19 protein-coding genes and 2 other annotated features are annotated in these 26145 nt (G+C 36.4%); of the genes, 6 read left to right on the plus strand and 13 right to left on the minus strand.

All coding sequences use genetic code 11. The features are described from left to right. Nucleotides 1-8 precede the first annotated feature (8 nt). The 4 genes from TY11_RS16160 to TY11_RS16175 form a co-directional block, all read right to left on the minus strand. Nucleotides 9-2360: an FdhF/YdeP family oxidoreductase gene (locus TY11_RS16160; RefSeq protein ID WP_042148587.1), complete on the minus strand. Its 2352-nt coding sequence runs from the start codon at nucleotides 2358-2360 to the stop codon at nucleotides 9-11. 250 nt (nucleotides 2361-2610) lie between these two features. Continuing rightward, nucleotides 2611-3171: a helix-turn-helix domain-containing protein gene (locus TY11_RS16165; RefSeq protein ID WP_255342712.1), complete on the minus strand. Its 561-nt coding sequence runs from the start codon at nucleotides 3169-3171 to the stop codon at nucleotides 2611-2613. Between the two features lie 350 nt (nucleotides 3172-3521). Continuing rightward, the gene (locus tag TY11_RS16170; protein ID WP_042148591.1) at nucleotides 3522-4328 is read right to left on the minus strand and encodes a pentapeptide repeat-containing protein; all 807 of its coding nucleotides are present in this window, start codon (nucleotides 4326-4328) and stop codon (nucleotides 3522-3524) included. A 288-nt stretch (nucleotides 4329-4616) separates the two neighbouring features. After that, nucleotides 4617-5522: a hydroxymethylglutaryl-CoA lyase gene (locus tag TY11_RS16175; protein WP_042148594.1), complete on the minus strand. Its 906-nt coding sequence runs from the start codon at nucleotides 5520-5522 to the stop codon at nucleotides 4617-4619. Nucleotides 5523-5906: 384 nt separating this feature from the next. On the opposite strand from TY11_RS16175, the gene TY11_RS16180 reads away from it, so the two are divergent. After that, complete coding sequence (locus tag TY11_RS16180; RefSeq protein WP_042148597.1) at nucleotides 5907-7493, plus strand: peptide chain release factor 3; 1587 nt, start codon at nucleotides 5907-5909, stop codon at nucleotides 7491-7493. 23 nt (nucleotides 7494-7516) lie between these two features. Here TY11_RS16180 and TY11_RS16185 read toward each other — a convergent pair whose 3' ends face one another. Both TY11_RS16185 and TY11_RS20480 read right to left on the minus strand, forming a co-directional pair. Next, nucleotides 7517-8368: a protein kinase domain-containing protein gene (locus TY11_RS16185; protein ID WP_081755958.1), complete on the minus strand. Its 852-nt coding sequence runs from the start codon at nucleotides 8366-8368 to the stop codon at nucleotides 7517-7519. Nucleotides 8369-8397: 29 nt separating this feature from the next. Further along, nucleotides 8398-8556, minus strand: coding sequence for a hypothetical protein (locus TY11_RS20480; protein WP_155982719.1), 159 nt, complete (start codon nucleotides 8554-8556; stop codon nucleotides 8398-8400). A 172-nt stretch (nucleotides 8557-8728) separates the two neighbouring features. On the opposite strand from TY11_RS20480, the gene TY11_RS16190 reads away from it, so the two are divergent. Further along, nucleotides 8729-10201: an aldehyde dehydrogenase family protein gene (locus tag TY11_RS16190; protein WP_042148604.1), complete on the plus strand. Its 1473-nt coding sequence runs from the start codon at nucleotides 8729-8731 to the stop codon at nucleotides 10199-10201. A gap of 203 nt (nucleotides 10202-10404) precedes the next feature. Here TY11_RS16190 and TY11_RS16195 read toward each other — a convergent pair whose 3' ends face one another. Both TY11_RS16195 and TY11_RS16200 read right to left on the minus strand, forming a co-directional pair. Continuing rightward, entirely contained in the window at nucleotides 10405-11283 is an 879-nt protein-coding gene (locus TY11_RS16195) for a fumarylacetoacetate hydrolase family protein (RefSeq protein WP_042148606.1), read from the minus strand. 12 nt (nucleotides 11284-11295) lie between these two features. Next, a complete protein-coding gene (locus TY11_RS16200) occupies nucleotides 11296-12546 on the minus strand; it encodes a nickel pincer cofactor-dependent isomerase, group 22 (protein ID WP_052345867.1) in 1251 nt (416 codons plus the stop codon). A 246-nt stretch (nucleotides 12547-12792) separates the two neighbouring features. Between TY11_RS16200 and TY11_RS20695 the strand changes: the two genes are divergently transcribed. After that, nucleotides 12793-12957: a hypothetical protein gene (locus TY11_RS20695; protein ID WP_197025108.1), complete on the plus strand. Its 165-nt coding sequence runs from the start codon at nucleotides 12793-12795 to the stop codon at nucleotides 12955-12957. Nucleotides 12958-13001: 44 nt separating this feature from the next. On the opposite strand, the gene TY11_RS16205 is transcribed toward TY11_RS20695, so the two are convergent. Further along, nucleotides 13002-14243, minus strand: a complete 1242-nt coding sequence (locus TY11_RS16205; protein ID WP_042148610.1) for an EAL and HDOD domain-containing protein — start codon at nucleotides 14241-14243, stop codon at nucleotides 13002-13004. Nucleotides 14244-14437: 194 nt separating this feature from the next. Beyond that, nucleotides 14438-14630: a binding site (T-box leader), on the plus strand. 63 nt (nucleotides 14631-14693) lie between these two features. Next, nucleotides 14694-14885, plus strand: a binding site (T-box leader). A gap of 56 nt (nucleotides 14886-14941) precedes the next feature. Here TY11_RS16205 and nhaC point away from each other — a divergent pair. Together nhaC and TY11_RS16215 are read left to right on the plus strand one after the other, a co-directional pair. Further along, nucleotides 14942-16357, plus strand: a complete 1416-nt coding sequence (nhaC, locus tag TY11_RS16210) for a Na+/H+ antiporter NhaC (protein ID WP_042148612.1) — start codon at nucleotides 14942-14944, stop codon at nucleotides 16355-16357. Continuing rightward, on the plus strand, nucleotides 16354-17220 hold the full coding sequence (locus tag TY11_RS16215) for an MBL fold metallo-hydrolase (protein ID WP_042148615.1): 867 nt from the start codon (nucleotides 16354-16356) through the stop codon (nucleotides 17218-17220). Before nhaC ends, TY11_RS16215 begins: the two co-directional genes overlap by 4 nt. 53 nt (nucleotides 17221-17273) lie before the next feature. Here TY11_RS16215 and TY11_RS16220 read toward each other — a convergent pair whose 3' ends face one another. Both TY11_RS16220 and TY11_RS16225 read right to left on the minus strand, forming a co-directional pair. After that, nucleotides 17274-17729 carry a hypothetical protein gene (locus TY11_RS16220; RefSeq protein ID WP_042148618.1) on the minus strand — a complete coding sequence of 152 codons (456 nt, stop codon included), beginning with the start codon at nucleotides 17727-17729 and terminating at the stop codon, nucleotides 17274-17276. 35 nt (nucleotides 17730-17764) lie between these two features. After that, the gene (locus TY11_RS16225) at nucleotides 17765-18625 is read right to left on the minus strand and encodes a DUF421 domain-containing protein (RefSeq protein ID WP_042148621.1); all 861 of its coding nucleotides are present in this window, start codon (nucleotides 18623-18625) and stop codon (nucleotides 17765-17767) included. 174 nt (nucleotides 18626-18799) lie between these two features. Here TY11_RS16225 and TY11_RS19905 point away from each other — a divergent pair, with 174 nt between their 5' ends. Continuing rightward, nucleotides 18800-19141, plus strand: a complete 342-nt coding sequence (locus TY11_RS19905; protein ID WP_052345868.1) for a DUF4363 family protein — start codon at nucleotides 18800-18802, stop codon at nucleotides 19139-19141. 46 nt (nucleotides 19142-19187) lie between these two features. On the opposite strand, the gene TY11_RS16235 is transcribed toward TY11_RS19905, so the two are convergent. Further along, nucleotides 19188-20240 carry an FUSC family protein gene (locus TY11_RS16235; RefSeq protein ID WP_042148624.1) on the minus strand — a complete coding sequence of 351 codons (1053 nt, stop codon included), beginning with the start codon at nucleotides 20238-20240 and terminating at the stop codon, nucleotides 19188-19190. 201 nt (nucleotides 20241-20441) lie between these two features. Next, nucleotides 20442-25631 carry a S8 family peptidase gene (locus tag TY11_RS20910; protein ID WP_052345869.1) on the minus strand — a complete coding sequence of 1730 codons (5190 nt, stop codon included), beginning with the start codon at nucleotides 25629-25631 and terminating at the stop codon, nucleotides 20442-20444. Between the last annotated feature and the right edge of the window lie 514 nt (nucleotides 25632-26145).

Consider the following 26145-nt stretch of genomic DNA (forward strand, 5'->3'; position numbering starts at 1 on the left):
CTCACCTTCTAGTGTAGTTCCATCTCTAGCTCTTCCACACGTTTTTCTACATACTTTGTATCCTTGTGGGCATAATAGGTTTCCGCTTTTTCTATGATAACAGCAGTGTTATATTCCGGTATTCCTGCAAAACCTTCATAAACACCTTTGGGAATTAGGGAATTTCCTTCTGGCCAATGAACTTCTACATTTCCTGTCTTTACGGGTACAAATTTCGCACGACCAGTAAATGTTCCATACTGATTAAATGCAATTATCGCGTCGCCTTCTTTAATATTTAATTCTTTTGCATCTCTTTCATTTAGGAGGAGATCATAGCGATCTGCTGCATTAAATGGGTCCTTATCATCGTAAATCATCGAATTGAACTGCTTACCTCGTCTAGTAGTTACATAGAAATGGCCTTCAGGTTTGCGGAGTTCTGGAATTTCTACAGTTATTAGATTACCTCTCCCGTCTGGTGTTGGGCATATTCCATCCTCACACAGCCACGCTCCACCCCATTGGAATAAATCACCTTTATTTCTTAAGTTCTGAATTCCGTCATAGTTTGGTGCAGTTTTAGCAATTTCTTCTCGGATTTCATTTGCATTCTTAAAGTCTATTAAGTCTTTTTGTTCTGGTTTTACTCGTTTAGCTAAATCAATATAAATTTCCCACTCTGCTCTTGCTTCTTCCATTCTAGGACCCTTGATTTCTGGTGAGAAATATACCATTCTTTCCGTTGAGGTAGATGTTCCTCCACCAGGCTGTTCATATCTCGTCATTGCAGGAAGTACAAGTACTGCTTCCTTTGCATCCAGTAGAGTAGAAGTATTCAAAATGATGTCTTGATGTACGCGCAACTCAATATTTTCTAAGGCTTCTGCTACAAAATCAGGGTCTGGCATTGTTTCGAGGAAGTTACCACCTGACATATAATAGAGTTTCAATTTACGTTCATGTTCTTCTGGTAAAAGTGCATTTTCTAGTGAGACACCTACAATATCACCTTGCCATTCTGGAATTTCGAAGCCCCAGACCGCTTCCACCCGCTTCCTATTTTCCACATCCAATCCACCACCTGGTAAGGAGAATGGATCTGCCCCCATTTCACCTGAACCTTGGACACCTGAATGCCCACGAATTGGCATTAAACCACAATGCTCTCTCCCAAGAAATCCTCTTAACAATGCTAAATTCGCTACTTGTGATATATTATCCGTTCCAAAGCGATGCTGTGTTAGTCCCATTGACCAAACAAACACTGCCGATTTAGAATTAGCTAGTAATCTAGCTAATTCTAGCATACGATCCCTAGAAATACCGGACGATTTTTCTAATTGCTCCCATTGATAAGCCGAAAGCTTTTCTCTTAATTCTTCAAGTCCATTAACATGCTTCTTAATAAATTCATGGTCTAGTGCTGAACCAGGTTGTTCCGCTTCCATTTCAAACCAGTGCTTCATTACCCCATGCATAAAGGCAATATCGCCACCAATATTCACCTGGTAAAAATCATCCGCTATTTTTGTTCCGAATAAAGCAGATTCTGCAATAGAGGGTACCCAGTATTTATCCATTGCTGGCTCATGATATGGATTAATAATAATAATCTTCGTCCCTTTTCGTTTTGCTGCATACATATATTTCGTTGAAACAGGTTGATTATTAGCAGCTACCGACCCCCAGAATACTAAGACATCTGTCCCAATCCAGTCTTTATAATTACATGTGGAAGCTCCTACTCCAATGGAACGACTTAAAGCTGTTTTGGATGGGGAGTGACAGATTCTAGATGCGTTATCAACATTATTAATTCCTAGAAAACGGGAAACTTTTCCTAGTGTGTAGTAAACTTCATTTGTTATTCCTCGAGATGTTGTATAAAAGGCTGCTTGCTTAGGATCAATCGATTTTAACTTTTCTGCAACTATATTTATTGCCTTATCCCAAGTAATACGAGTAAACTTACGGTCTCCTGGTTTTCTAATTAAAGGATATGGAATTCTCCCCAATTGTCTTAGCTCTGTACTTTTCATTTTGCGAAGATCCCCAATGTCTCCGTGTAAGATATTTTCTTTAATTGGTCCTATTGTATTGAGACGTAATACATTAAGTCTAGTTGTGCAAACATGTGGACCTGTTAACGTTTGGTCTTTAAGACCTGATACCCCTAGTGCACACCCGTCACAAACACCTTGTGTAAGAATACGTGTGGCATAAGGTAAATTATCCTTATTTTCCCAAAAAACTCTCATGGTGTCTCGAATATGGTGTGGTTTAACTTTTCCTAAACCAAAAGGAACCTTACTAACCCAAAGCTTTGGATCGGGCTTCTTTGGTAATTTAATCGGGCCAGTATGTTTTGTTTTTCCCATTCCCTTCCCCTCCTAACAAATACAATTAACCTTTTGTACTGCATATGCTTTTAAAGCCATATTTTCATTATATTCTGTCATTAATTGTACCACGAAACCGCTTACACTCCAATGATAAATCTTTATCATTGAGATTCTTTCTGTTGTTATATGTAAACATATTTAAATAAGCTTTTATAACCATAGAAAATGGGATAATTTCACCTAACTTTCAATAAAAAAAGCCCTTTTATAGGACTTTGCTTACTTTCTATAATGGATTATCAATAAAGAACGTTAGTACTTTTGCTTCATTTTCATCAACAGGAATAAATAAATGTGGCTTTGAGCCTTGAAAACATGCACTATCTCCCTTTTCCATGAAATACTTTCTCCCATCATACGAGAGATATATCGAACCTTCCAAGACAAAAATAAATTCGTCTTGAGAATGTGTATAGGAATCTTCCCTTAAATTTAGATTTTTTGGAGTAACATGCACAATGGTTGGTTCAAAGCCAGATAATGAAGATCGGTTAGCAAGCAACTCGTACGAATATCCCATATTTTCATCTCCAATTCTTGCTCTTCTATTATCTTTTGGTAAAAATACCAAGTCCTGTTCTTCCCGATCATCAATTAACCATGAGAGAGAAACTTCAAGTGCTTCACTTATTTTAGAAAGAGTGGCAACTGCTGATGCTGTTTGACCATTCTCTATTTTGGATAACATACTTTTTGAAATACCTGATAGATCAGCAACCTGTTGTTGGGTTAGTTTTTTACGCAAACGCATTTCTTTTATTTTTTTTCCGATTGTTTCAAGATTAATTGTATTTCTCCCCTCTCTGGTTGACGAACAATATTTCTTTTATAATAGATTAGTGATATAAAAATAGTCAAGATACGTTACTTAGTTGTTAATTAACTTTTACTTGAGGTTTCTCCAACACCGATACATATAAAATACGGAAACCACCAGCTCATAATTTCACCTGCCAGAATAAACGATAGATGAATAACAATCCAAAGTTAAACGAAAAGTGGATACTTTCTACCTACATACACTAGTATTAAAAAAGATAAATAGAACTAGTTGCAAAACAAGGATTAACGTAACCATAATTAATTGGATAGTCGTTTTTTCTTGTCTAATTGCTTCAATATCATTATGTTTTTTATTCACCAATGGCTTGGTTTTGTTAAATTACTTGGTATTTTAGTATGTGCATCTCCAACTGCAGAATTGATTTGTGACTGTGTAAGAAAGAGTACTGTTGCCAAGTTAGCTCCTCTTAAATCTGCATCCCTAAGGTCCGCACCAATAAGATCAGCCTTTCTCAAGTCACTCTGACGTAGATCTGATGCTATCATTAGTTTTCCTCGTAAATCTTCCCCTTGTAAGTTTAATCCTCTTAAGTTTGCTCCTATGTAGTCTGAATTCTTCTGTATTCTATTCTTTTTTCTTTTTATTACAATATCAGCTCTATAGGCTTTGCTTGAATTTATTAACAACTTGTTGACTTTATTTCGGTGTGCTGTGATATCTAGTTCTAAAATTTCTTTTGGATTTTTTTCGGTTAGCTCAACGGTTTCTTCGAACATTTTTTGTAAGCTATCATGGAACGATTCAGTCTCCTTTAAAGTTAGTGTCTGTTGAAGATACCAAAGAATTTCATGTAGTTGATGAACAAGCGGAAATACAGCAAACATCTCATCAGCATGTTGGGCATTCTCTCGCCATTCTTTACCATGGTATATAGTCTGCGAAACATGTTGTCCAGCCCCAAAACACTCATATGATACACAACCACGAAATCCTTTCTCTCTCAATGTGTCATGTATTGAACACAAATTATTCGAACATAAGTTTTGGCAAGGTACTCCCCCGTCCTTGTCGAAAGGAAAATCCGCTGATTTTCCATACGGCAATGCAACACAACACAACCCAAAGCAATTTTTACAATCTGAGTTTAGATTCTTATTCATGATTAAACACTTCCTGTTTTTATCAATATAATGTATATAAAAAGCAGCATACTAATAGTTACCATTTATTTTAACACAAACATTCAGAATCCCATGTAATATCATTAAAGAATACATACTTTTAGGTGCAATTAGAAATAAAAACGACTACAAGCAATGGTACTGCGCCCAAAAATTAGAATAAAAAATCTATTTTTGGGGAATCACCACCAATTTTGTAGTCATTTTAAGATTCTTATAGTATCAACAATAATTAAGGATATTGTTATAATTCAATAAACCTATCACTTAAGCCGTTCCTTCTATATAGGCTAATGAACGACTCGGAAGCTTTTTTCCTAATTTATTTTGAATAAAGATAGAAGCATCTTGAATCTTTTTATCTTTAATCCCGGTGCAAATTCCTAATCCATGCAACAAATATAAAACATCATTTGTAGCTACATTCCCAGCAGCACCTGGTGCATAAGGACAGCCACCAAGCCCTCCAATGGATGTATCAAATCTAGTAATACCGTAGTTTAAGGCAGTCATTATATTTGCAATTGCCATTCCTCTTGTATCGTGAAAGTGCATAATAATTTTTTCTTTAGGGAATCGCTTAAGAATTTCTTCTAGTAGCATTTCAACTTGTGAAGGGACTGCAGAACCTATAGTATCTCCAAGTGAAATATCGTCAACCCCATCCGCGATCAATTGGTCAAACACGCGCAATACTTGATTGGGATTAATTCTTCCCTCAAATGGACAGTCAAAAACTGTAGACACATACCCAGTCACTTTTTTCCCTTCTTTCTTTGCCTCTGTGATTACTTGTTTCAATACCGGATATGTTTCCACAATTGACTTATTAATGTTATTTTGGTTATGTGTTTCACTAGCTGACATAAAAACAGATGCGCCATCAATTCCTGCTTCTAATGCATTCTCAAGTCCTCTCATGTTGGGGACAAGTGCAGAATATAATACATTTGGATTTCGCTTTATCCTCTTTCCTACTTCCTTGGCATCAGCTAAGGCTCGGATCCATTTCGGATTAACAAAAGAAGAATACTCAATTTCCTTTATTCCCGTGTTCGAAAGCATATCAATCCATGCTACTTTATCATCGGTTGAAATAAATTGTTTCTCATTTTGTAAACCATCACGTGGTCCAACTTCTTTTAACGTCACTAAATCTGGCCATTTTCCCACGAATTTCCCTCCTTACCTTTGTATTCATTCCATCAAACCTCTGAAGAATGCGCTTTCGCCAGTATAGAAAAAAATTTATATTATACAATATGAAAATAAGTATAGAATCGTTTATTTAAGCTTATTCAATTTAGTGTCACCTTATTCAACTTTGTTGAATTTAGTTTAACGAAGTACCACCGTATTGTCAACTGTATGAATCATTTAACAATACACGACTACCCGTCCTCAACATTCCTATTTAACTTATGGAACCAATTACTCAACTATGCAAACTCAAAATGAATATAGTATTATAGGAAAGTGCCTAACCGCCTTCGCAGAATTGCAATGGGTGACAGACGCTCAAAATTATGTGAATTTTATTTTGGAGAGGAATTATTTATGACCATTAAAGACGAAGTTTCAAAACGAAAGACGTTTGCAATTATATCTCACCCGGATGCTGGGAAAACAACACTAACAGAAAAACTATTACTATATGGAAACCTAATACGTTCTGCAGGTACTGTAAAAGGTAAAAAATCTGGAAAATTTGCTACCTCAGATTGGATGGAAATCGAGAAACAACGTGGTATTTCTGTTACATCCAGTGTTATGAATTTCCCTTACAAGGATTTTCATGTAAATATTCTCGATACCCCTGGACATGAGGACTTTAGTGAGGACACCTATCGTACATTAACTGCTGTTGATAGTGTGGTCATGATTATTGATTCCGTTAAGGGAATTGAAGCCCAAACAATTAAGTTATTTAAAGTATGTCGTATGCGGGGTATTCCTATTTTTACTTTTATAAATAAATTAGACCGTGAAGGTAGAGAGCCTCTTGAACTATTAGAGGAAATAGAAGAAGTTTTAGAAATTGAAACCTACCCAATGAACTGGCCAGTAGGTATGGGAAAACGGTTCCGTGGAATTTTTGACCGTGCCAATGAACAATTTATTAAATTTAATGGAAACGAAGAAGAAACACATATCCCATATGACGAGTTGGATAACCCAGATTATCAAGATATTACGAATTCACTTGAGTTTAGTGCAGCAAAAGAGGAACTCGAATTATTAGATGAAGCTGGTGACCAATTTTCAATGGAAGCTGTAATAAACGGGGAACAAACACCCGTATTTTTTGGAAGTGCATTAGCTCCTTTCGGTGTACATGACTTTTTTGATACCTTTATTACACTTGCACCAACTCCAGGTCCACGTAGATCAACTGAAGGTGTTGTTACACCATCCGACTCGAACTTCTCGGGTTTTATCTTTAAAATTCAAGCTAATATGAATCCAGCCCACCGTGACAGAATTGCATTTGTTCGGATATGCTCTGGTAAATTTGAGCGAGGAATGAGTGTGAAACTATCTCGTACCGGAAAAACATTTAAACTTTCTCAATCACAACAAATTGTTGCCTCATCACGAGATACAATTGATGAAGCATACGCAGGGGATATAATAGGAATTTATGATCCAAACGCTTACCAAATAGGCGATACTTTATTAGAGGGAAAAACAGACTTTGAGTTTGATGAACTTCCAAAATTCCCACCTGAGCTATTTAAAAAAGTAATGGCAAAAAATGTTATGAAATCCAAGCAGTTTAAAAAAGGAATTGAACAGCTCGTACAGGAGGGTGCGATTCAATTATTTAAAGACAAACGGACTGAATCCTACATTATAGGAGCAGTCGGTGAACTTCAATATGAAGTATTTAAATACCGGATGGAAAATGAATACAACGTGGAAGTAATGTTCGAATCTATTGGTGAAAGAATTCCACGTTGGTTGAAAACAGAACAAGTAAAAGAATCATTATTTGATGACCGTAATTTGCTAGTTCGAGACCGTGAAGACAATTATCTCGTTCTTTTCCGAAATGAATTTGCCTTGAATTGGTTTAGAGATAACCATAAAGACATTGAGTTAATTGATTTATTTGAGATAAATTCCTATGGACAGGTCAAATAAGTTAAGCAAATGGAGCAAGGCTTCTAGCCCTGCTCCATATTACTTTTCCAATGATTGTAAAACTCCTGTACGCTTGAATAACGTTTGTTTCTATCCTTTTCAACTGCTTTAAGTGCTACATCGTATAAATACCTCGACGCTTCCCATTTGTCAAAGGAACGGTTTAATTCACCACCAAATAATCCAAAGCAGATAGCCCCCATATTAAACACATTGGTTCTTTCATCTATGATTGCATGACGTTCAAACTCTTCCGGAGACATGAATCGAGAAGATCCCCACATTCGTCCCATCTGGTTATAAAAAGGTTTCTTTTGATACAAATCGATATCACAGATTTTAATTAGATTATTTTTAAAATCATATAAGATACTACCATCATAGAAATCAATCGCAACATAGTTATTCTCTTCAACATGAACATGAAAATCAAAGATAGTATTCATTGCTTCTAATCGATACTTTAAGGGCAATTTTCTAAATCTAAAATAAGGTGAATCAGGATGTTCATATTTATAAGGTGGTGGGAATTCCCAATGATTATGCAACGTTTCTCCATCGAACCAATCAAAAAGGAGAGCAAATCCATCTTCTGTCTCAAAACAATCCAGTAAATCAACCAAATGTGGGTGTTTTAAGTCAGAATATAATCGCACTGATTTTTTTAAATGACGGATTGCAATGTCAGGTTCTACCGCTGAATTTTTCGTCTTTGCTCCAGCATATTTTATAAAACGTCTTTTACCATTGATTTCAATACCAAAGCAAATATTACCAGAATCCTGCTGGTCAAATACTGAAAATACCTTTCCAATTCTCTCTAACCAAGAAAAGTCTTGATCCTCTTTCAATTCTAATTTAATACTATTAATCATTTTCTTTATCATCCTTAATCTTACCTTTACTATTTCTTATTTGCTTCAATCATGTAAACTATGGTTGAGAACAAAAATCCTACCCCTAGTCCTATGAACAATCCTGCAACTAAATTTTCCATTGCCATTCCAATCCCTATGCCAATAAACAAACCTGCAGGAACCAACATATTATTTCTATGATTCATTTGATTCTCCCCTTTACCGCTTTTCATAATCTTCTATTATATTAACATAATTTACTTCTCTTTTTACCGAGGTTCTAAGAAATTTATGTCAATTATTATCCACTTGGCTTACTACGTTTTATTTTTATGGGCACGCTAAGCGAGAGTATACGTCTATGTTAGGAGTGATTATGTGAATCTTTATTCCGAGTTAACAAATAATTATATTTCTGGTGAATGGAGAGATGGAACTGGTAATACTGAACTAAAAGTAGATAACCCATATAGCGGCGAACTGATAGGTCAAATTAAAACTGCAAGTATTGATGATATTAATAAAGCATATGAATCCGCCAAAGAAGCACAAAAAAAATGGCAAAAAGTTAATCCTTTTGAAAGGTCACAAATAATGGAAAAAGCAGTCCAACTCTTTGAATCGAGACGAGAAGAACTGGTAGATATACTAATCAAAGAAAGCGGTTCTTCTCATCTTAAGGCAAATGTTGAGGTTGATTTTGTTATTGCAATTACAAAAGAATCTGCTTCATTTCCATTACGCATGGGCGGGGAAATTATCCCTTCACTCGTAGCCGGTAAAGAAAATAGAATTTACCGTAAACCGGTAGGGGTTGTTGGCGTTATTGGACCATTTAACTTTCCAATGTACTTAGCTCAGCGTTCAGTTGCACCAGCGCTTGCAACAGGTAATGGTGTTGTGTTAAAACCAGATAGTCAAACACCTGTTTCAGGTGGGACTATCTTAGCAAAAGTAATGGAAGATGCCGGTGTTCCTAAAGGCTTATTTAATGTTGTTGTTCCAAACCGTAAAGAAGTTGGCGACATTATGATAGAACACCCGATTCCTAGAGTTATATCGTTCACTGGTTCAACAGGCGTCGGTCGCCATATCGGGGAAATTTGTGGTCGATTAATTAAAAAGTCAATTCTCGAACTCGGTGGAAATAATGCATTGCTAGTTCTTGAGGATGCCGATATAGATCGCGCAGTTAATTCCGCTCTTTTTGGAAAGTTTATGCATAACGGACAAATTTGTATGTCTCTTAACAGAATTGTAGTTCATGAAAAGCTACATGATAAGTTTCTAGAGAGATTTGTAACTCTCGCAAAGAAGATCAAAGTAGGAAATCCTGAGGAAAAAAATACATTGATTGGACCACTCATAAACAAAAAATCAATAGAAGCTATCTTAAGTCATATCGAGAAAGCAAAATCACAAGGGGCATCAGTTGTATTAGAAGGTAAAGTTGAAGGAAATGTCATGCACCCATATATATTAACCGGAAATAATGATGTTGCAACTGCCCAAAATGAAATGTTCGGTCCTGTAGCAACCATTATCAAGGCAAGGAGTGATCAAGAGGCAATCGATATTGCAAATGATACGCAATATGGATTAAGTGGTGCCGTTCACGCTGGAACTGTGGAACGTGGTGTGGAAGTTGCAAAGCAAATAGTAACCGGTATGGTGCACGTTAATGACCAAAGTGTTAATGATGAGCCTCTTATAGCATTCGGCGGAGAAAAAGACTCTGGTATCGGCCGCTTTGGTGGTATTCGATCACTTCATGAATTTACAACGGAACAATGGATATCTACACAAAGTGATGAACGAGAAAGCCCATTCCATGTAAATTATTTAGAATAAAGCATATTGTAATCCGAAAGTACTCACGATTAATTAGTTGAGACTGGGATATAACTTTTAATTATAAAGTAGTGCTAAAACCCGCTCTAGAAAAGTACAGCGCTCTCATCAAGGAGTCTGCGTATTTTTCCGATGCTAGTACAGAGCATTGTTCAAGTTTTTAACTTACCTTATAGTTTTTGGTTATGTCCCAGCCCTTTTGATTAAGTGCTTTTTAAATCTATAACTGGATTTATTAAACTTTCGAATCCATCTATTTGGCACTCCACGATGTCCCCATCCGAAATCTTAATTGCCCCAGGTGTTCCAGTTGAAATAATATCCCCTGGCCTCAATGTCATTACTTCTGAATGAAATGATACTAATTCCCAAGGTTTAAAGGTCATATTATCTACTTTATTTTTACGATGCACTTCCCCATTTATGACAGTGGAAACATGAAGTTTTAACACATCCTCCACTTCATCTTCGGTAATCAAATGCGGACCAAAACTAAAAAACGTATCAAAGCTTTTAGCTCGTGTAAGATACCGAGGATTTTTTTCCAAAATATCCTCTGCGGTCATGTCTATAATGGTTGTAAATCCAGCAATCACGCTGGGAGCTTCTTCAGGTGAAACATTCTTACATTCTTTTCCGATGATAATTCCTAATTCTGCTTCAGCAGTCGTACGGTGTGATTGATGTGGTACTTTTATTGGATCACCTGGTCCAATTATTGTTGTATCAGGTTTCATAAAACTTGCTGGTTCTGTATTCGGAGCTATTTCATTTAAGTCTGAAGCGTGATCTACGTAGTTCAACCCGATTCCCCATATTTTTCCTGGGTTACGGTATAGAGGTCGGTATTTGCCTTCATGATGAGGGATTAAATCTAGTGATGCATGTAATAATATCATTTCTTCTTTTTCTCTGATAAATTGGTTTAATTCTTCCAGTTTTTGCTGTGTAATTAGATCGAAAAGACTAGTTGGCCATCTATGACCTAACCGTTCATTTAATAGTTTTACAGGTAACAAACCTTCAAAAAAAACAATACCTGCCTGTTCTTCCCCATTTAATAATATAGTTGCTAATTTCATATACTCTCTCCTTTACAAAGACGATATTTTATTAGTTAGGTTGCCATTTTCAAATAGAAATTCAAACTTTCTAGTAACAGAATAATTAACATTAGGCAATACTTTCTTTAAAGCCGATTCAGATACAATTACTCTGCTTAGATGTAATGTATTAGGAATTTGCACAATTCTTACATCTTCCTTATCAACCCCTGGTCCAAGGCTTAACAGCGCATGTTCTATTGCATCCTCTTCAGTTGGATAAATAAACGGAAACATCGCTCTTCGCAAAAAAGTACTTGTAATACTATTCATATAAGTTGCGTATCTATCCACCTTAGAAAAAAGCTTTTCCGTTGTAAAATCAGCTAGACCTATACCTTGTGCATTTCCATGGGATTGATCAGCTAAATCGAGAACAGCAATCCTTTTCACTTTCGGTTTCTTTGGATCCGGCATACCATCAATACGCAAACGCCCAATTATTGTAGGATCCATACCAGTTCCACTGTAACATTTCCCCATTTCCTCGACAATTAATAAATCGATTTCATCAACGGGGAATGATGGCATTAAGCTTTTGGATATTTCCAATAGTTTAGCTTCCTCATGGTGCCAATTTTCTATCGATACACCTTGGATTATAGAAGTTTGGTCATAACTATCTTCAACAATAGCAAGTCCCATACATATTGGGCTATTATCTATCGCATACTTAGAGCCTTTGATGATATTATCTTCCATATTTTCGGCTCCTTGGATATGGATATAACTAGCTCCTCTTTGTTTTCCCATCCCTACTGTAACCATTTTACTTAATCCACTTTCAATCTTTCCACTAAAGGCTGTATGTGACTTAATTCGGTTTACAACTAAAATAGCATCAGCAAAATAGGCTATCTTATCCATATAAACAGGTAAATTATCGTTAACCGTACCTAGTTTAATAACCTCCATCGATGACCGAATTGGTACTCCTAATGCTTCTTCCGTAATGCCAAGTTGTTTTAAGACTTCAACTTGTCCCTCAGCCGTTGCTCCACCGTGACTTCCCATTGCAGGTAAAATAAAGGGGTGCAATTTTTTGCCTTTAAGATAATTAACGATCTCTCTTAAAATTAGTACGATATTATCTATTCCTCTACTTCCAGCAGTAATGGCTACTTTAGCCTTTGGTGGTAATGCATTGAGTTGACAATTTCTCGCAAGTTCTAGCCATATAACCTCTTTCAAATTTATGAGCTTGGAAGACTTGAACTTGATCTCCAATTCATAAACATTCACGTATATTCCCCCTGACCAAATGAGCAAGCTCACTCAACAGTATACATCAAATGTTCAAAATATTCATTACATAAAATAAAACAATCCTACAATCAATATATGCTGGTTTGTCTTCATCAATTTTTTTTGCTCCAGTGGTTATATTTATCTAACAAAACTATACCTTTGAAGAAATAGCAAAATTAGAATTACACTTTTTGCGTATTTGTTTTGTTCTAGGGAATGATAGATATCGGAGGTGTTTTTGTGGAAAAAGAATATCGTGAATACCGCACTGGACAGGGTGTTCCTGTTACAGGTTCTTATATTTGCCAATCTGGCGAAAAAACGAGTTTAAACCAAAATGATACGTTCCCACAATGTCCCATAAGCGGGCAAGATACCTACTGGAAGCATGACAATGATAAATAATACAAAAAAAACTTTGTCTCATCTGACAAAGTTTTTTTATAAAATTATACTATCTCATTTCCATTCATAACCTCTTTAGCCCATATTAAAGACTTTTTATATAGATCATTATACTTATCCGCATTTAATCCAAGTTCTTTCACTAATTGATCCGCTATACTCCACTCTCCTTTTTCCGCAGCAAAAACTAAGTTTTTTACTGGTGTCAAGGAAGTCTCCATACCAAGTAACGTATTTTTAATCTCCTGGTCTAGTGGTAGCTCTTGTAAGATCTCTTCTAATGGCTTCTTAAAGATGGGTTCCACAAGCGAAAATAACCCCATCAAAAACATGCTAGCGCTTTCTTTTCCTTTACCAATATATAATGAAATTAGTTCGCTTGCTTTTGCCCTAGTTAAACAAAGCTTAATTACTTCGTCAATTATTGGATCTGTTCTTTCAAGTTGCTCACGAAATGATAGTACATACACCCATTTTCTTAATTCAATTAACCCTAACAAGACAATAGCCTGTTTAATAGATTTAATCTTATAAACAAGACCTATGACTGGTGAGTTCAGTAGTCGCAATAACTTATAAGATAAGGAAACATCTGATTCAATAATGTTGCTTATCCTATCAATATCTGGTTCTTCTTTAGATAGTTCAGAAATAATGATATATAAATTGTGGTTAAGCACTGGAATATCTTTTGTTGAAAGAATAACTGGTTTACTAAAAAAATAGCCTTGGAAAAAGGAGTATCCATCTTTCAGACACCGCTCAAACTCTTCCCTTGTCTCCACTTTCTCTGCCAAAAAGACAATATTTCTATTTTGCAATTTATTCATGATTCTTAATTGTTCAGAACGACTTGTTTTTTGGATATCAATTTTAATAATATCAGCGAGTGAAATTAGTTTACTAGTATTGTTATCTCCTTCTGCTAATTCGAAATCATCTAAAGCAATTTTATAGCCTTGTCCTTTTAAAATCCTGCAGTTTTCAATCACTTTCTCTGTAGGTCTTACCGTTTCCAAAATCTCAATCACTATTAATTTTGGTTGCAAAAATGTTGGTACTGTATCTTCTAATAGGGTTTCTGTAAAGTTAACAAAACAGGGCTTCCCCTCAGATAGTTCATCAATACCAATCTGCAAAAAACTATTTATTACTTCAGAGGTGGCTTGATCACTGTCAACGCTAGTGTATAGATTGTCATGTTTATTATTTCGATACAGTAATTCATAAGCAAATACTTCTTGATTTTTTGTTAGAATAGGTTGCCTAGCAACAAAAATTTCCACAATCCCACCTCAATTTTACTGATAATATAGTAAAATAATACCATGTTTTTTGTGAAAAAGGGAAATTAGCATGAAAATTTTCATAAAAAATTAGAATAAAACGAGTTTGGTGAATAACACTACAATTTTCATTTAAAAATAATTCTCTTGACATTCTTTTTTATTTATTTTAAGATTTGGTTTAACTTAATGATGGAAATGCATTGAACTATTCTAGTAGCTTTAACATTCTTGACAAATAGAGACTTGGTGGTTGCTGCAAACCAAGCAAGGTGTAAAGTGAATTACAAATAGGGAGCTGATTTTTTCCGGTTTCGGCCGTTATCTATTTAAGTGAGTAGAGCAATCTACTAATTAGGGTGGTACCACGGAGCTTTCGTCCCTTCTTTTGAGGACGAAGGCTTTTTTATATTTATTTCAAATATCCGGCACAAATAAAACTTCATATTACTAAAAGCGATGAACTATTCTAGTAGTTTTACATTACTTGTAATCAGAGACCTGATGGTTGGTGCAAATCAGGCGAGTATGTAAAGCGAATTACAAATAGGGAGCTGATTTTCCCGGTTTTAACCGTTATCTATTTGAGTGAGTAGAGCAATCTACTAATCAGGGTGGTACCACGGAGCTTTCGTCCCTTCTTTTTGAGGGATGGAGGCTTTTTTTGTTTTACCAAAAATTGAGGAGGGTGTTTTAACATGAAAAAGGAATTGTCAGTTAGTCTTGCTTTATTTCCGATTTTTACAATTATTATTACCGCATCATTATCAGTGTTTATTTGGAGTGCTGGAATGCACTTCCCTTTGATTTTTGGAATTATTGCTGCAGGACTTATATCATATTTATGTGGGTGGAAATGGGATGAAATTCAAACCATGATGGTAAACGGTGTTAGTAGGGCACTACCTGCAGTATTTATTCTATTAATCATCGGAACCATTATAGGGTCTTGGATAGCAAGTGGTGTAATACCAACGATCATCTACTATGGACTTACAATTATTAAACCAGAAATCTTTGTTCCTATTGTTGCATTGGTTACGGGTATTGTTGCTGTTACACTTGGTAGCTCGTTTACTTCTATTGCAACTATAGGACTCGCATTCATGGTTATCGGAGAAGGTCTTGGTTTTCCAGCGGGACTTGTTGCCGGTGCAGTCATTTCTGGAGCTTTTTTTGGTGATAAGCTGTCTCCTGTTTCCGATACAACTAATGTAGCACCAGCAATGGCTGATACAGATTTATTTAGCCATGTAAAACACATGCTCTGGGATACGCTCCCTGCTTTTGCTATTTCACTTATTCTATTTTGGATTGTGAGCAATACCGATTCTGGTAATGGGATCACAGATGAAACAACTATTACAAATATTAAAAATGGTTTAGATACTATTTTTGTTATTCATCCACTCCTGTTATTAATGCCGATACTTACTGTCGTACTTATGATTAAACGATTACCTGCTATACCAACACTTATTACAGTCAGTTTATTAGGTGCCCTTTTAGCAGTTACAATTCAGGGAATATCCGTATCAACTATAATCCAAACCATGACTAGTGGATTTTCAGGAGAATCTAATGTTCCTGCAATCAACTCCTTATTAAATCGCGGAGGTTTAACATCGATGTTAGGAACCATTGCTATGTTAATACTGGCAACTGCTCTTGGTGGCGTATTGGAGAGTTCTGGAGCATTTCATGTGTTAACGAGAAAAATCATGATGAAGGTTAGAAAAACAGGATCTTTAATAGCTTCAACGGTGTTGGCAACTTTTATGATTGCATTCGCAACTGGAGCTCAGTTTTTAGCTATTATCCTACCTGCTAGAACTTTCGTTGATAAGTATAAAGACATGGGAATCGATACAAAAAATCTATCACGTGCGGTCGAATCCGCAGGCACAGTCGGCATTAATTTAGTACCTTGGGGAGTTCCGGCAGTATTCGCAGCAGGTATTTTCGGGCTAAATCCAGGAGAATTTATTCCTTATTCGTTCTTTGCATTCCTGGTACCTTTAATCAATATATTATTTGGATTCACTGGATGGACGATATCAAAGAAAGACTATAAGAAGGAATCACTATTAGGTAAAGGAGAGCAAGTATTATGAGTAAAGTTATCCTATCTATCATTGGAACCGCACAAGATGGCGGTCTTCCGCATCCAAATTGTTTTTGTGAGAATTGTAAGTGTGCGATAAAAGATCCGAATTTCAGACGTACAGCTTCAGCTCTTGCGATTGTCTTACCCCAAGAGAAAGAGTGGCATTTAATTGACGCTACACCTGATTTAAAAGAACAAATGGGGAAGGTTCAATTGAAGTATCACCTTGAGGGCAAAATAATGCGGAACATCTTTCTTACTCATGCCCATATGGGGCATCTACCTGGTCTATTACTGTTAGGAAAAGAAGGAATCAATTCGAAACATGTTCCTGTATTTGCTGGAACTAAAATGAAAAACTTACTTGTCAATAACGCTCCTTGGAGTCTTTTGACAAAGCTCAGTAATATATTAATTAAGGAATTAAAAAATAATGAACCGATACATGTTGATAGTTTATTTACTGTCACACCTATATTAGTCCCGCATCGTAATGAATTTTCTGAGACGTTCGCTTTTTGGATCAACGGACCAAATAAGAGAGTGCTGTATATACCTGATATTGATCAATGGGAGGAATGGGATCTAGATATTGTTGAAGCTTGTAAAAAAGCAGACATTTGCTTGTTAGATGGTACTTTTCATTCTCCTAAGGATTTAAGCCATATAAAGCGCGATATTGGAGAAATTCCACACCCATTAATGACAACAACAATGGAAAAGCTTCAACATTTAACATCGCAAACAACTATATATTTTACCCATTTAAATCATTCAAACCCAACCATTGATCCAGATGGGCAAGAGAGAAAAGAACTCTTAAAAAGAGGTTTTTTTATTGCGGAGGATGGTTTAGAAATTATAATTTAGAAAAAATAATAATCGAACTGCCTTTTTGAAAATACGTTGGGCAGTTCGATAGGTTATTTTAAAATATTTGCATCTCGAAACTTAAATTCGGTTTGTTGGGTTCCATCTGTAATAACTAAAACATCAACTTGATCAGTTGATTTACTTAATTTGGCAGTAATATGGTATTCTTTCCAATCACTAGTTAATAGAATCATTGGTGAACTGTGTTCTTTTATATACTTACCATTTGCATCCATTTCCACTAGCTTTATAAAAACAGAACCTTTCCCTTCTATACTAACTTGAAAGGTTATCTTATCATCGGTATTAATTTCCTCAGGAGTAAAAACAAACCCTTCCCCTGTCCCCTCACCTTTTGTCCTAACTATAAAAGTTGCCTGTTCTACTTCCTCAACTGTTGCCCCAACACCGAAATATTTAGTTTTTGTTTCCTCAAAGGCAAAAGTAGGTGTGCTAAACATTAGTACAATAACTATTGGTATCAAAGAAACCAACCATTTTCTCATGTTATTCACTCCTCTATTTTATCGATGCTTCGGACCTATTTTAAATAGGGTGAAATATTATCTATGACGTGTTGTAGGTTATTTGCTTGTTTTGTATACATTTCTTTAGCTGCCGGGTTTTGAGTTTGTAGGGCGTAACTCTCAAAATCAGCCTGTAGCTTTTTTAGAGTTGACGCAATTAATGGCCGCTGCTTTATAGGTTCTCGTTTAAGATTATCCGCGTACAAATCAACATACACATTTCCTTTTGAATCAATTTGTGCTAGAAAAACATCATTAATCTCGAATGCTCCTTGCTTCAATACTTCAGCAACAAGCCATTCATGTGTGTAACCTAATCGATTTAGACTATTTTTCATGACCTGACCATCAGAAATGACGATAGTTGGTCCATGATCTGATTCAACAGGTACACCTAGCTGTTCTGATGTAACAGGCTGCTTAACTGACTTCAATAGAACACTTAACTGTCCATTTGTTTCCAAAACTGCCATTTCTACATCTGCAATATTAAAGACATTCTTTTCTCGTAATAGCAACATTAGTTCTTCGACGGCTAATTGATTTTTCTTTAAATTTCGTTCCAAAATCATTCCTTTTTCTATAAGCAAATCGGCTTTTCCATCTGTCAGTTGATGAAACCATTTTGACTTTAACCCTATAAACCCTAGAATTAGTGGAATGAACCCCCATACCATAAGCGCAATCAAGCCATTTGATATCTTAATATTTTGATCAACAGCCATACTTGCAGCAATTGACCCTATCGTAATTCCTACGCAGTAATCAAAGAACGTTAAATGGGAGATTTGTTTTTTTCCCATTATTCGAGCCAATATGAGCAACAATAAAAACGCAATGAATGAACGAGTTATTGTCAGTAAAAACTCAGGCATATGCCCATCCTCCAAACTATTAGGGAACTAGGCATTCGCTTTAGTTAAACGAGGCCATAGTTGTATTTATACGGGCGATAGAAATTGGTACTTTTAAATCTGCTAAGTAAAAATATGTAAGCATTTTATAGTATTGGACAATCTAGAAATAACATGCAAATACGGAGGATGTTTATGTTTAAAAAAACGATTACTATTTTCCTTTTATCTTTTATGTTTCTTGCAGGATGTACAGAGCCAATCGGAGGTGATTATTTTTTTGATAAAATACAGTCTTTGGAGGTGGAATTAAATAAAGAAGATTGGCATAATGCTAATTTACTACTAAAGGATATGAAGAATTTATATAAAAAGAACGATTGGAAGCTACAACTATTAGGTGATGAAGCAGAATACGAGGGTATGAACGAAGCGATATCGAGACTTTCCGCAGCCATTAAAAGCGAAGACTCTAAACAAGCACTTCTTGAATTAGCATCCATAAGGGCTTACCTGGAAGAAATATATTCTATGTAAGCAAAAAAACGAGGCTACCCTTTAGCAGATTGGGCAAGCCTCAGATTTATTTACTCGTAGTTTTGTTACTTTCTTTCAGTCTTACAAAACGCTCTAATTTATTTAATTCAAAAAACAATTCAATGATACTATTAGCTATCGGGAAAACTATCGCCCATTTGGAAAACTCTGCGCCCTGTAACTCATCAATTAAATTATTAATGGTTACTTGCATCGCTGCTTTGGTTTCCTTTTGTAAATCCTTATCTAGAATTATTTTATCTTCGTATAAAAGCAAGATATTTTCACTATAGGCGTTTATCTCAAGAACTAATTTTTTAATCAGTTGTGACTTGTTGCTTGGCATTACTTCAATTTCATTAAAGTTCTTTTCTAACTCACGAATTAGAGTATGTTTCTTACTTAAAACTTGGATCATATGCTTATAAATAATAATGTTTCGGAAAAAGCTTAGACGTTTCCGAATAAACAATCGATTACGCTCATCGGAAATAATCCCATAATAATTCTTAGCATCATTTATCAATTTTTCTGCATCTTGATCCTCTGCTTTCATTTGTGGTACATTCATTGTTTTGTTAGAAATAACACGTAATATAAAATTAGTTTGATCATTAGCTTTTTTAATCATATTAAATAGTATCTTCTTGTGATCTGGAGGCATAACTAAAGCATTAATGACAAATGCAGCTAAAACCCCGATTGTAACAAGTGACAAACGCTCAAGGATGTAAAGATAATTAATACCATTATCCCCACCTAGCATCATGGTAATAATTGTTAAAACTGTTAAACTTACAGTCTTGTTAAGTCCTAGTTTTATATTTATAGCAATTGAGATGATTACAACAGCCCCAACAGAAAGAGGGTGACTTCCTAGTAAAAAGAATCCTCCTAAAGCGAAAATAATACCTATACTGTTGGAAAAAACAACTTCTTTGATATAGGCATAAGACCGCATGATAGAAGGTTGCATGGCGAGTACAGCAGCAATTGCTGCTACAATCTCTAAATCTAGATTAAGTATATCTGTTAATAGTAGAGTCAAAGCAACCGCAAGACCCGTCTTTACCATACGCGGGCCAATATTAACTTCCATGATTTGCACCTCATGTACTTTGAAATAATCTAACAAGATAGACTTATTATAGTGACTCCCACCGGAAAATTCAATCACTTCTTTCTATAAACTTTCGACAAAAGGTCTTTATGAACAATTTCATACAAGTTCTTTTTGAGAAATTTTAAAAGGCACAGTAGCTTAATAGCTATCTGCGCCTTTTTACTGGTAAGGATAAGCTTAGTTCTTTCCTTTTGCTTTACCCTTTCCATTTCCTGGACCATTGTTGCCTTTATCTTTACCCTTACCTTTGCCAGGGTGATTGTCTTCTTCATCACCACTACCATCAGTAATATTTAATTTACCAGTAGCTTGTGCTCGAGATTCATTACCGAAGTCATCCGCTGCAATGACTTCAATAACTGCTCCTTCTGCTTCAATTCCACCTGGTACTGTCCAATATGCAACATAGTGACCTTCCGTTGTTTCAACCATTGGAAGCTCTGTTACATTGGAAGTTTTCATATTTGTTAAAGGCATATGAACAACAAATGATGTGTCTAATCCAGATTCACTGTCGAAAGTAATCATTACTGTCTCACCTGCTTGAAGCTCTTTGTCCTCAGTTGGTGTTACATTTTCGATTTCCGGAGCAGTGAAGTCCGCTTCTACCGTTACCACCTTAGTTGTCACATTACCAGCAGCATCAGTTGCAACTACTTCTATCGTATTTTCACCTTCATCAAGTAAAATGCGTTTCGAGAATAGTCCTGCTTCAACTGAAGCTTCCTGGCCATTAACTGTTAGGGAAGCAAGATTAACATCAGCTACTGTACCTTGAACAGTTAATGTTTCACGATTTGTTCGGTCACCATCTTTAAGATTTGCGAGAGTTACCTCTGGTGCAATGGTGTCAAGAGTAACTGTTACAGTTTCAGATTCAGTAGCTTCTTCACCGTTAACCATTGTTACTGCTTGGAGCTCATTTTCACCTTCTGCTAATTCGATATCAAAGCTAAATGCTCCATCATCACCAACATCAGCTGTTCCAACTTCTGCACCATTGTTTAATAGGCTCAGAGTTGTGGAATGAGACGCAGTACCTTCAACAGTTACTGCAGCTTCGTTTGTGAATTCACCATTAGTTGGAGAAGTGATGACTGGGTCCCCGACTCCATATGCAACACGTGCACGGATCATATAATTACCTTCAGCTGTTGGAGATTTTGACCAAGCTCCACCAACTAATTGATAACTTCTTCCAGCATTTGCACTGCTTTCATCAGTTGCTAATCCTGGTGCATTAGGATTGGCGATTGTCTGAATATAAACCATATAGAAGTCGCCATTTACTTGAATGTTATGTTCACTTAAATCAACAACTGTTGGCTGATTCAAGTCGCGAATTGCTTCTGCTTCAATCGGTCCTGCTAATTTTTCTCCAGGCATTCCATCTTCACCAGCACTCCAAACTTCTACCGCAAATCCTGTTCCACCTGGAACTGGCCAGTCAGTACCATGGAATTGGAACACACCATCCGTAACAATTGCTTGTTCTTTTCCTTCTGGAAGAGACATTTTAACTGCCCATCCATTACCTGCATCATAGAATGCACGAGCATTTTCAGCTGTTCCATCGTCATATCCAATTTCTCCACCAGGAATAGAAAAGAATGGTTCTAAAGCAATATCTAATGACTTATCTTCATCAAATGTTACCTCAAGCTCTTGTCCATAGTAATCTTGAGCAAGAACCTTAATAGTATATGTTCCTTCATAAGCTGTTATAGAGAAGTTTCCGTTCTCATCTGTTTGAACCGGTTCAACGTTAGCATCTTCAACAAGTAATAGTGTAGCTCCCGCAATAGGGTTACCAGACTTTTCACTTGTTACAGTACCAGACACGGTAGCTTTCGGTAGTTCTTCAAGTACAAAATTTGCTGTGGCTGTTTCATCTTCAACAACCGTTACACTTTGTTGCTGTGAAGCAAAACCATACGTTTCTGCAACTAATGTGTAGTCACCAGATGGAAGTGTTAATGCATACGAACCATCTTGTGGGTTTGTCGAAACAGAACGCCCATTTTCTAATACAGAAACAGTAGCTCCTAATGGCAATCCACTAACTTGATTAGCTGCAGGATTTAAGGATGCAGCATCTTCTTTAGTAGGTTGGGCTACAATATTTTTAGAATCACTAGACTTCTCTAATGCTGCTTCTTTTTCTTTTTCAGCTGCATCATCTTGCTTACTAATTTTACTGCTTGCTGGATTGTTAGCAAGATTTAAAGATGTATCTGATAATGCAACATCATCAATATACCATCCAAGTTTTGACACGCTACCATCAGAGTATCCATAGAAACCAACGTATACAGATTGGCCAGCATAATCTGATAGATTTACTTCAGCATCTTGCCATTCCATTGCACTTCCGTGGAATTCTGCTACAGTTGCCCATTCAACCATATCTGTTGAAATTACTACTTGACCATAATCCCATGCTCTACCAGTAGAAGATTGCTCGAATTCATGCCAACTCTTGAACTGCAAGAATGCTCCTTCTTCAGGTATACTTACAACCGGCATCACTAAAGTGCCGTCCATACTAGCTGGGTATTCTCCACCTAGATTAGTAGCATAAACATTCACACCAGAAACTGCTTCATTCGGTCCTGAAGTTGGTTCACCTAGTGCCCAAACGTTATTACCACCAATTAGATTCCAGCCTTGTGGATTATTTTCAAAGTCTTCTGAGTATCCTACTGAAATACCGTCACTTAGAGTAAGCGAGTACTCTTCACTTTCAACTGTATTTCCAGCATAATCACTAACAACCCATTTGTAAGTGAAAGTATCTCCAGAAAGGTGTTCGCCTGGAACTAGAACAGAGAAGCTTCCTTCTAAATCACTGCCAGATTCAAGTTCAGCTTCTAATTCTTGCCACTCACCATTTCCATCTAAGAAGTTAAGAGTAGCTCCACCAACTAGTAGATCATCTTGAACAGTGACACTTATGCTTAATGGCATGCCTTGATAAGCAAGTCCTGGTGGTGTATGTTCAAATGTTGGAGGTACTTCATCATTACTATATTGAGATGCATTTGTTAGTGCAACATCATCAATATACCAACCATCTCTTGTTACACTACCATCAGAGTACGTATAGAAACCGATATATACACGTTGGCCTTGGTAGTCTCGTAAATCAGCTTCGATATTACTCCATCCATTAGAAGCCCCTACAAATTCATCTAGTGTTGTCCAATTTTCTAAATCTGTAGATATTACTAAGTTACCATAATCATAAGCTCTACCAGTTGAACTAATTTCAAAGTTATGCCAGCTCTTAAATTGTAAGTAAGAATCTTCATCAGCTGGTACATCAATAGGAGGCATTACTAAGTGTGCATCCATACTACTTGCATATGGACCTGCTAAATTTGTAGCAAACAAGTTTTCGCCTGAATACGCTTCACCAGGACCAGATTCTGGAGTACCCCACTCCCAAACGTTGTTAGATCCAAGATGTTGCCAGCCAACTGGATTTGCTTCGAAGTCATCAAAGTAACCATTAGTAATACCTGGTTTTACTTCAATGTTGTATTCATCACTACTTACTTCGTTATTACCAAAATCGTTAATAACCCAGTTATAAGTAAACGTGCCAACTTCTAACATGTCAGCTGGAACTGTAATTTCATAATCTCCAGCTTTGAAATTACCTGAAACACGCTTAGCATCTAATAATTGATCACCAACTTGCAATTGTACAGATGTAATACTTACATTGTCACTTACACTTACGCTCAACTCTAAATCTAGACCAGCATAAGTTTCAGTCGGAGCAACATGCTCAAACACAGGCGCTTCTGTGTCTTCCCCATCCATCGTTACTTGACCTTGAACGGAACCCAGACCATCTGCAACAGTTGATACTGCTGCAAAAGCATCGACAATACCATGTCCGTAACCATTATTTGGGCTTTCAGGATATTCAGCATCTGTTCTCGGATTGGCTGTATCTATCAATAATTGTTCAATGTCATCGACAGATAAGCTAGAATTAGCTGATCTCAATAATGCCACTACTCCCGCTACTGCTGGAGTTGCCATAGAAGTTCCGTTATAACTAGCATAGCTACCACCTGGTACAGATGAACGTACTGCCACTCCTGGTGCAGAAACTTCTGGCTTTATTTCACCATACGGAGATGGGCCTCTTAAGGAGAAGTTAGCTAGCATATCATTACTATCTGTTGCACCTACGGCAAATGATTCAGGATAGTTTGCAGGAGTTGCAACTGAACCAGGACCACCAGGATTAAATAATGTTGTATTACCTGCTGCAAAAGCTGGGAAAATACCCGCAGCACGCCAACCAATTACAACATCTTGATACCACTCATCAATACCTGAGCCACCACCCCAAGAGTTGTTAACGACATCTGGTGCTTTTGTATAGTCTCCACCTGGCTCCATAATCCAATCTGCAGCGGCTAATAGGTCAGCATCATATGCACCATCTGCCGTGAATGCTTGTACAGCAATCCACTTTGCACCAGGTGCCACACCAACTTGGTTCGCCCCATTAGGCTCACTACCAACCATAGTACCCATAGTATGTGTTCCATGACCATCAATATCGTATGGACTAGTTTGTCCATTTACCGGGTCAAAAAAGCTGTAAGTATGATCAACGGCACCAGTTGCAGCGTTGTAACCACGATACTTTTCTTTTAGTGCTGGATGCTCCCACTCAACTCCAGTATCGATATTCGCTACAACAGTACCTGCTCCATCAATTCCCAATCCCCAAACAGCTGGAGCATTTACTCTGTCAACACTCCACTCAATGTTTTGTGGTTGGGCCTTTGGAGCTTCTTCCGCTGCAAACCCTTTAAATAATTGACGTTTTTCGTTTGGTAAAATCTTTTCTACTTCTGGGAAACTAGCAATCTTTTCCGCTACTTCTTTAGTAGCAGTAACTGCCATACCATTTACTACATAAAATTCTTTAATGTCCTTAGCATTTCCATTTTTAACTTCTTCTTCTAAATACTTTGTTACATTTTGTTGTGATGAAATAGCTGTTGCCTTTAGTTCGGAGATTACTGCCGAACGTTGAACTAACTCTTGATTATAAGCTGAAAGTTTCGCATTTTGAGCTTTTGCAAGGGATTCCTTTGCAATCTTCATTGGATCAGCTTTTTCTTTAAACTTAATTAAAAATGTGACTTCCTCATCTTTTTCAAAATCACTCATTAAGTCATTTGCCATTTTAGCTTTTACAACCTCTTTAGAATTTACTAAAGAAGTATGTGGTGAAGCATTAGGCTGTGCACCAGCAAACGCCGGTATGAATAATGAGAAAACCATTAAGATTGTAGCAATAATACTAAACCTTCTTGCCAGTCTTCTTCTCTTCAAGAATATTCCTCCCCCAACAAATTTTGATAAACAAAAAAACCACACTTGCCTCCTTTCTTAACAAAGTAAGAACATGTCTGGTTTCTAAGATGCTAGTCTAGTTGTTGTAATCAACTATAAGCTATCGAGATTGTCATATTCTGTCGAATTTTGCAACGGTTTTCAGAATATTTACAAAATGAATATTTATTCCTAAGCCGTTACATTTCTCAATTGAGTCCAAAGAATTATTTTTTATCGTAATACCTCTCATATTTATAGGATTTATATAGACTTTATCTATATAGTTCCAACCCACCACACCCTAACTTTCCCATGGAAGGAAAGAAAAATAATGAAAAAGTCATGCATGAAATTGGATTAATATGCACTAATGACATAATTCCATTTAATTCTACTTTATATTTCGTAAAATCAATTCAAAAGTCTCAAAATATATTCTTCATAACACTACTTATTCCTCATTTTATTCCGACCCTAGAAATTCCTAAATGAATATATTAATTTTACGTAA

The organism is Paucisalibacillus algeriensis (assembly GCF_000577245.1).
GTDB lineage: Bacteria > Bacillota > Bacilli > Bacillales > Amphibacillaceae > Ornithinibacillus.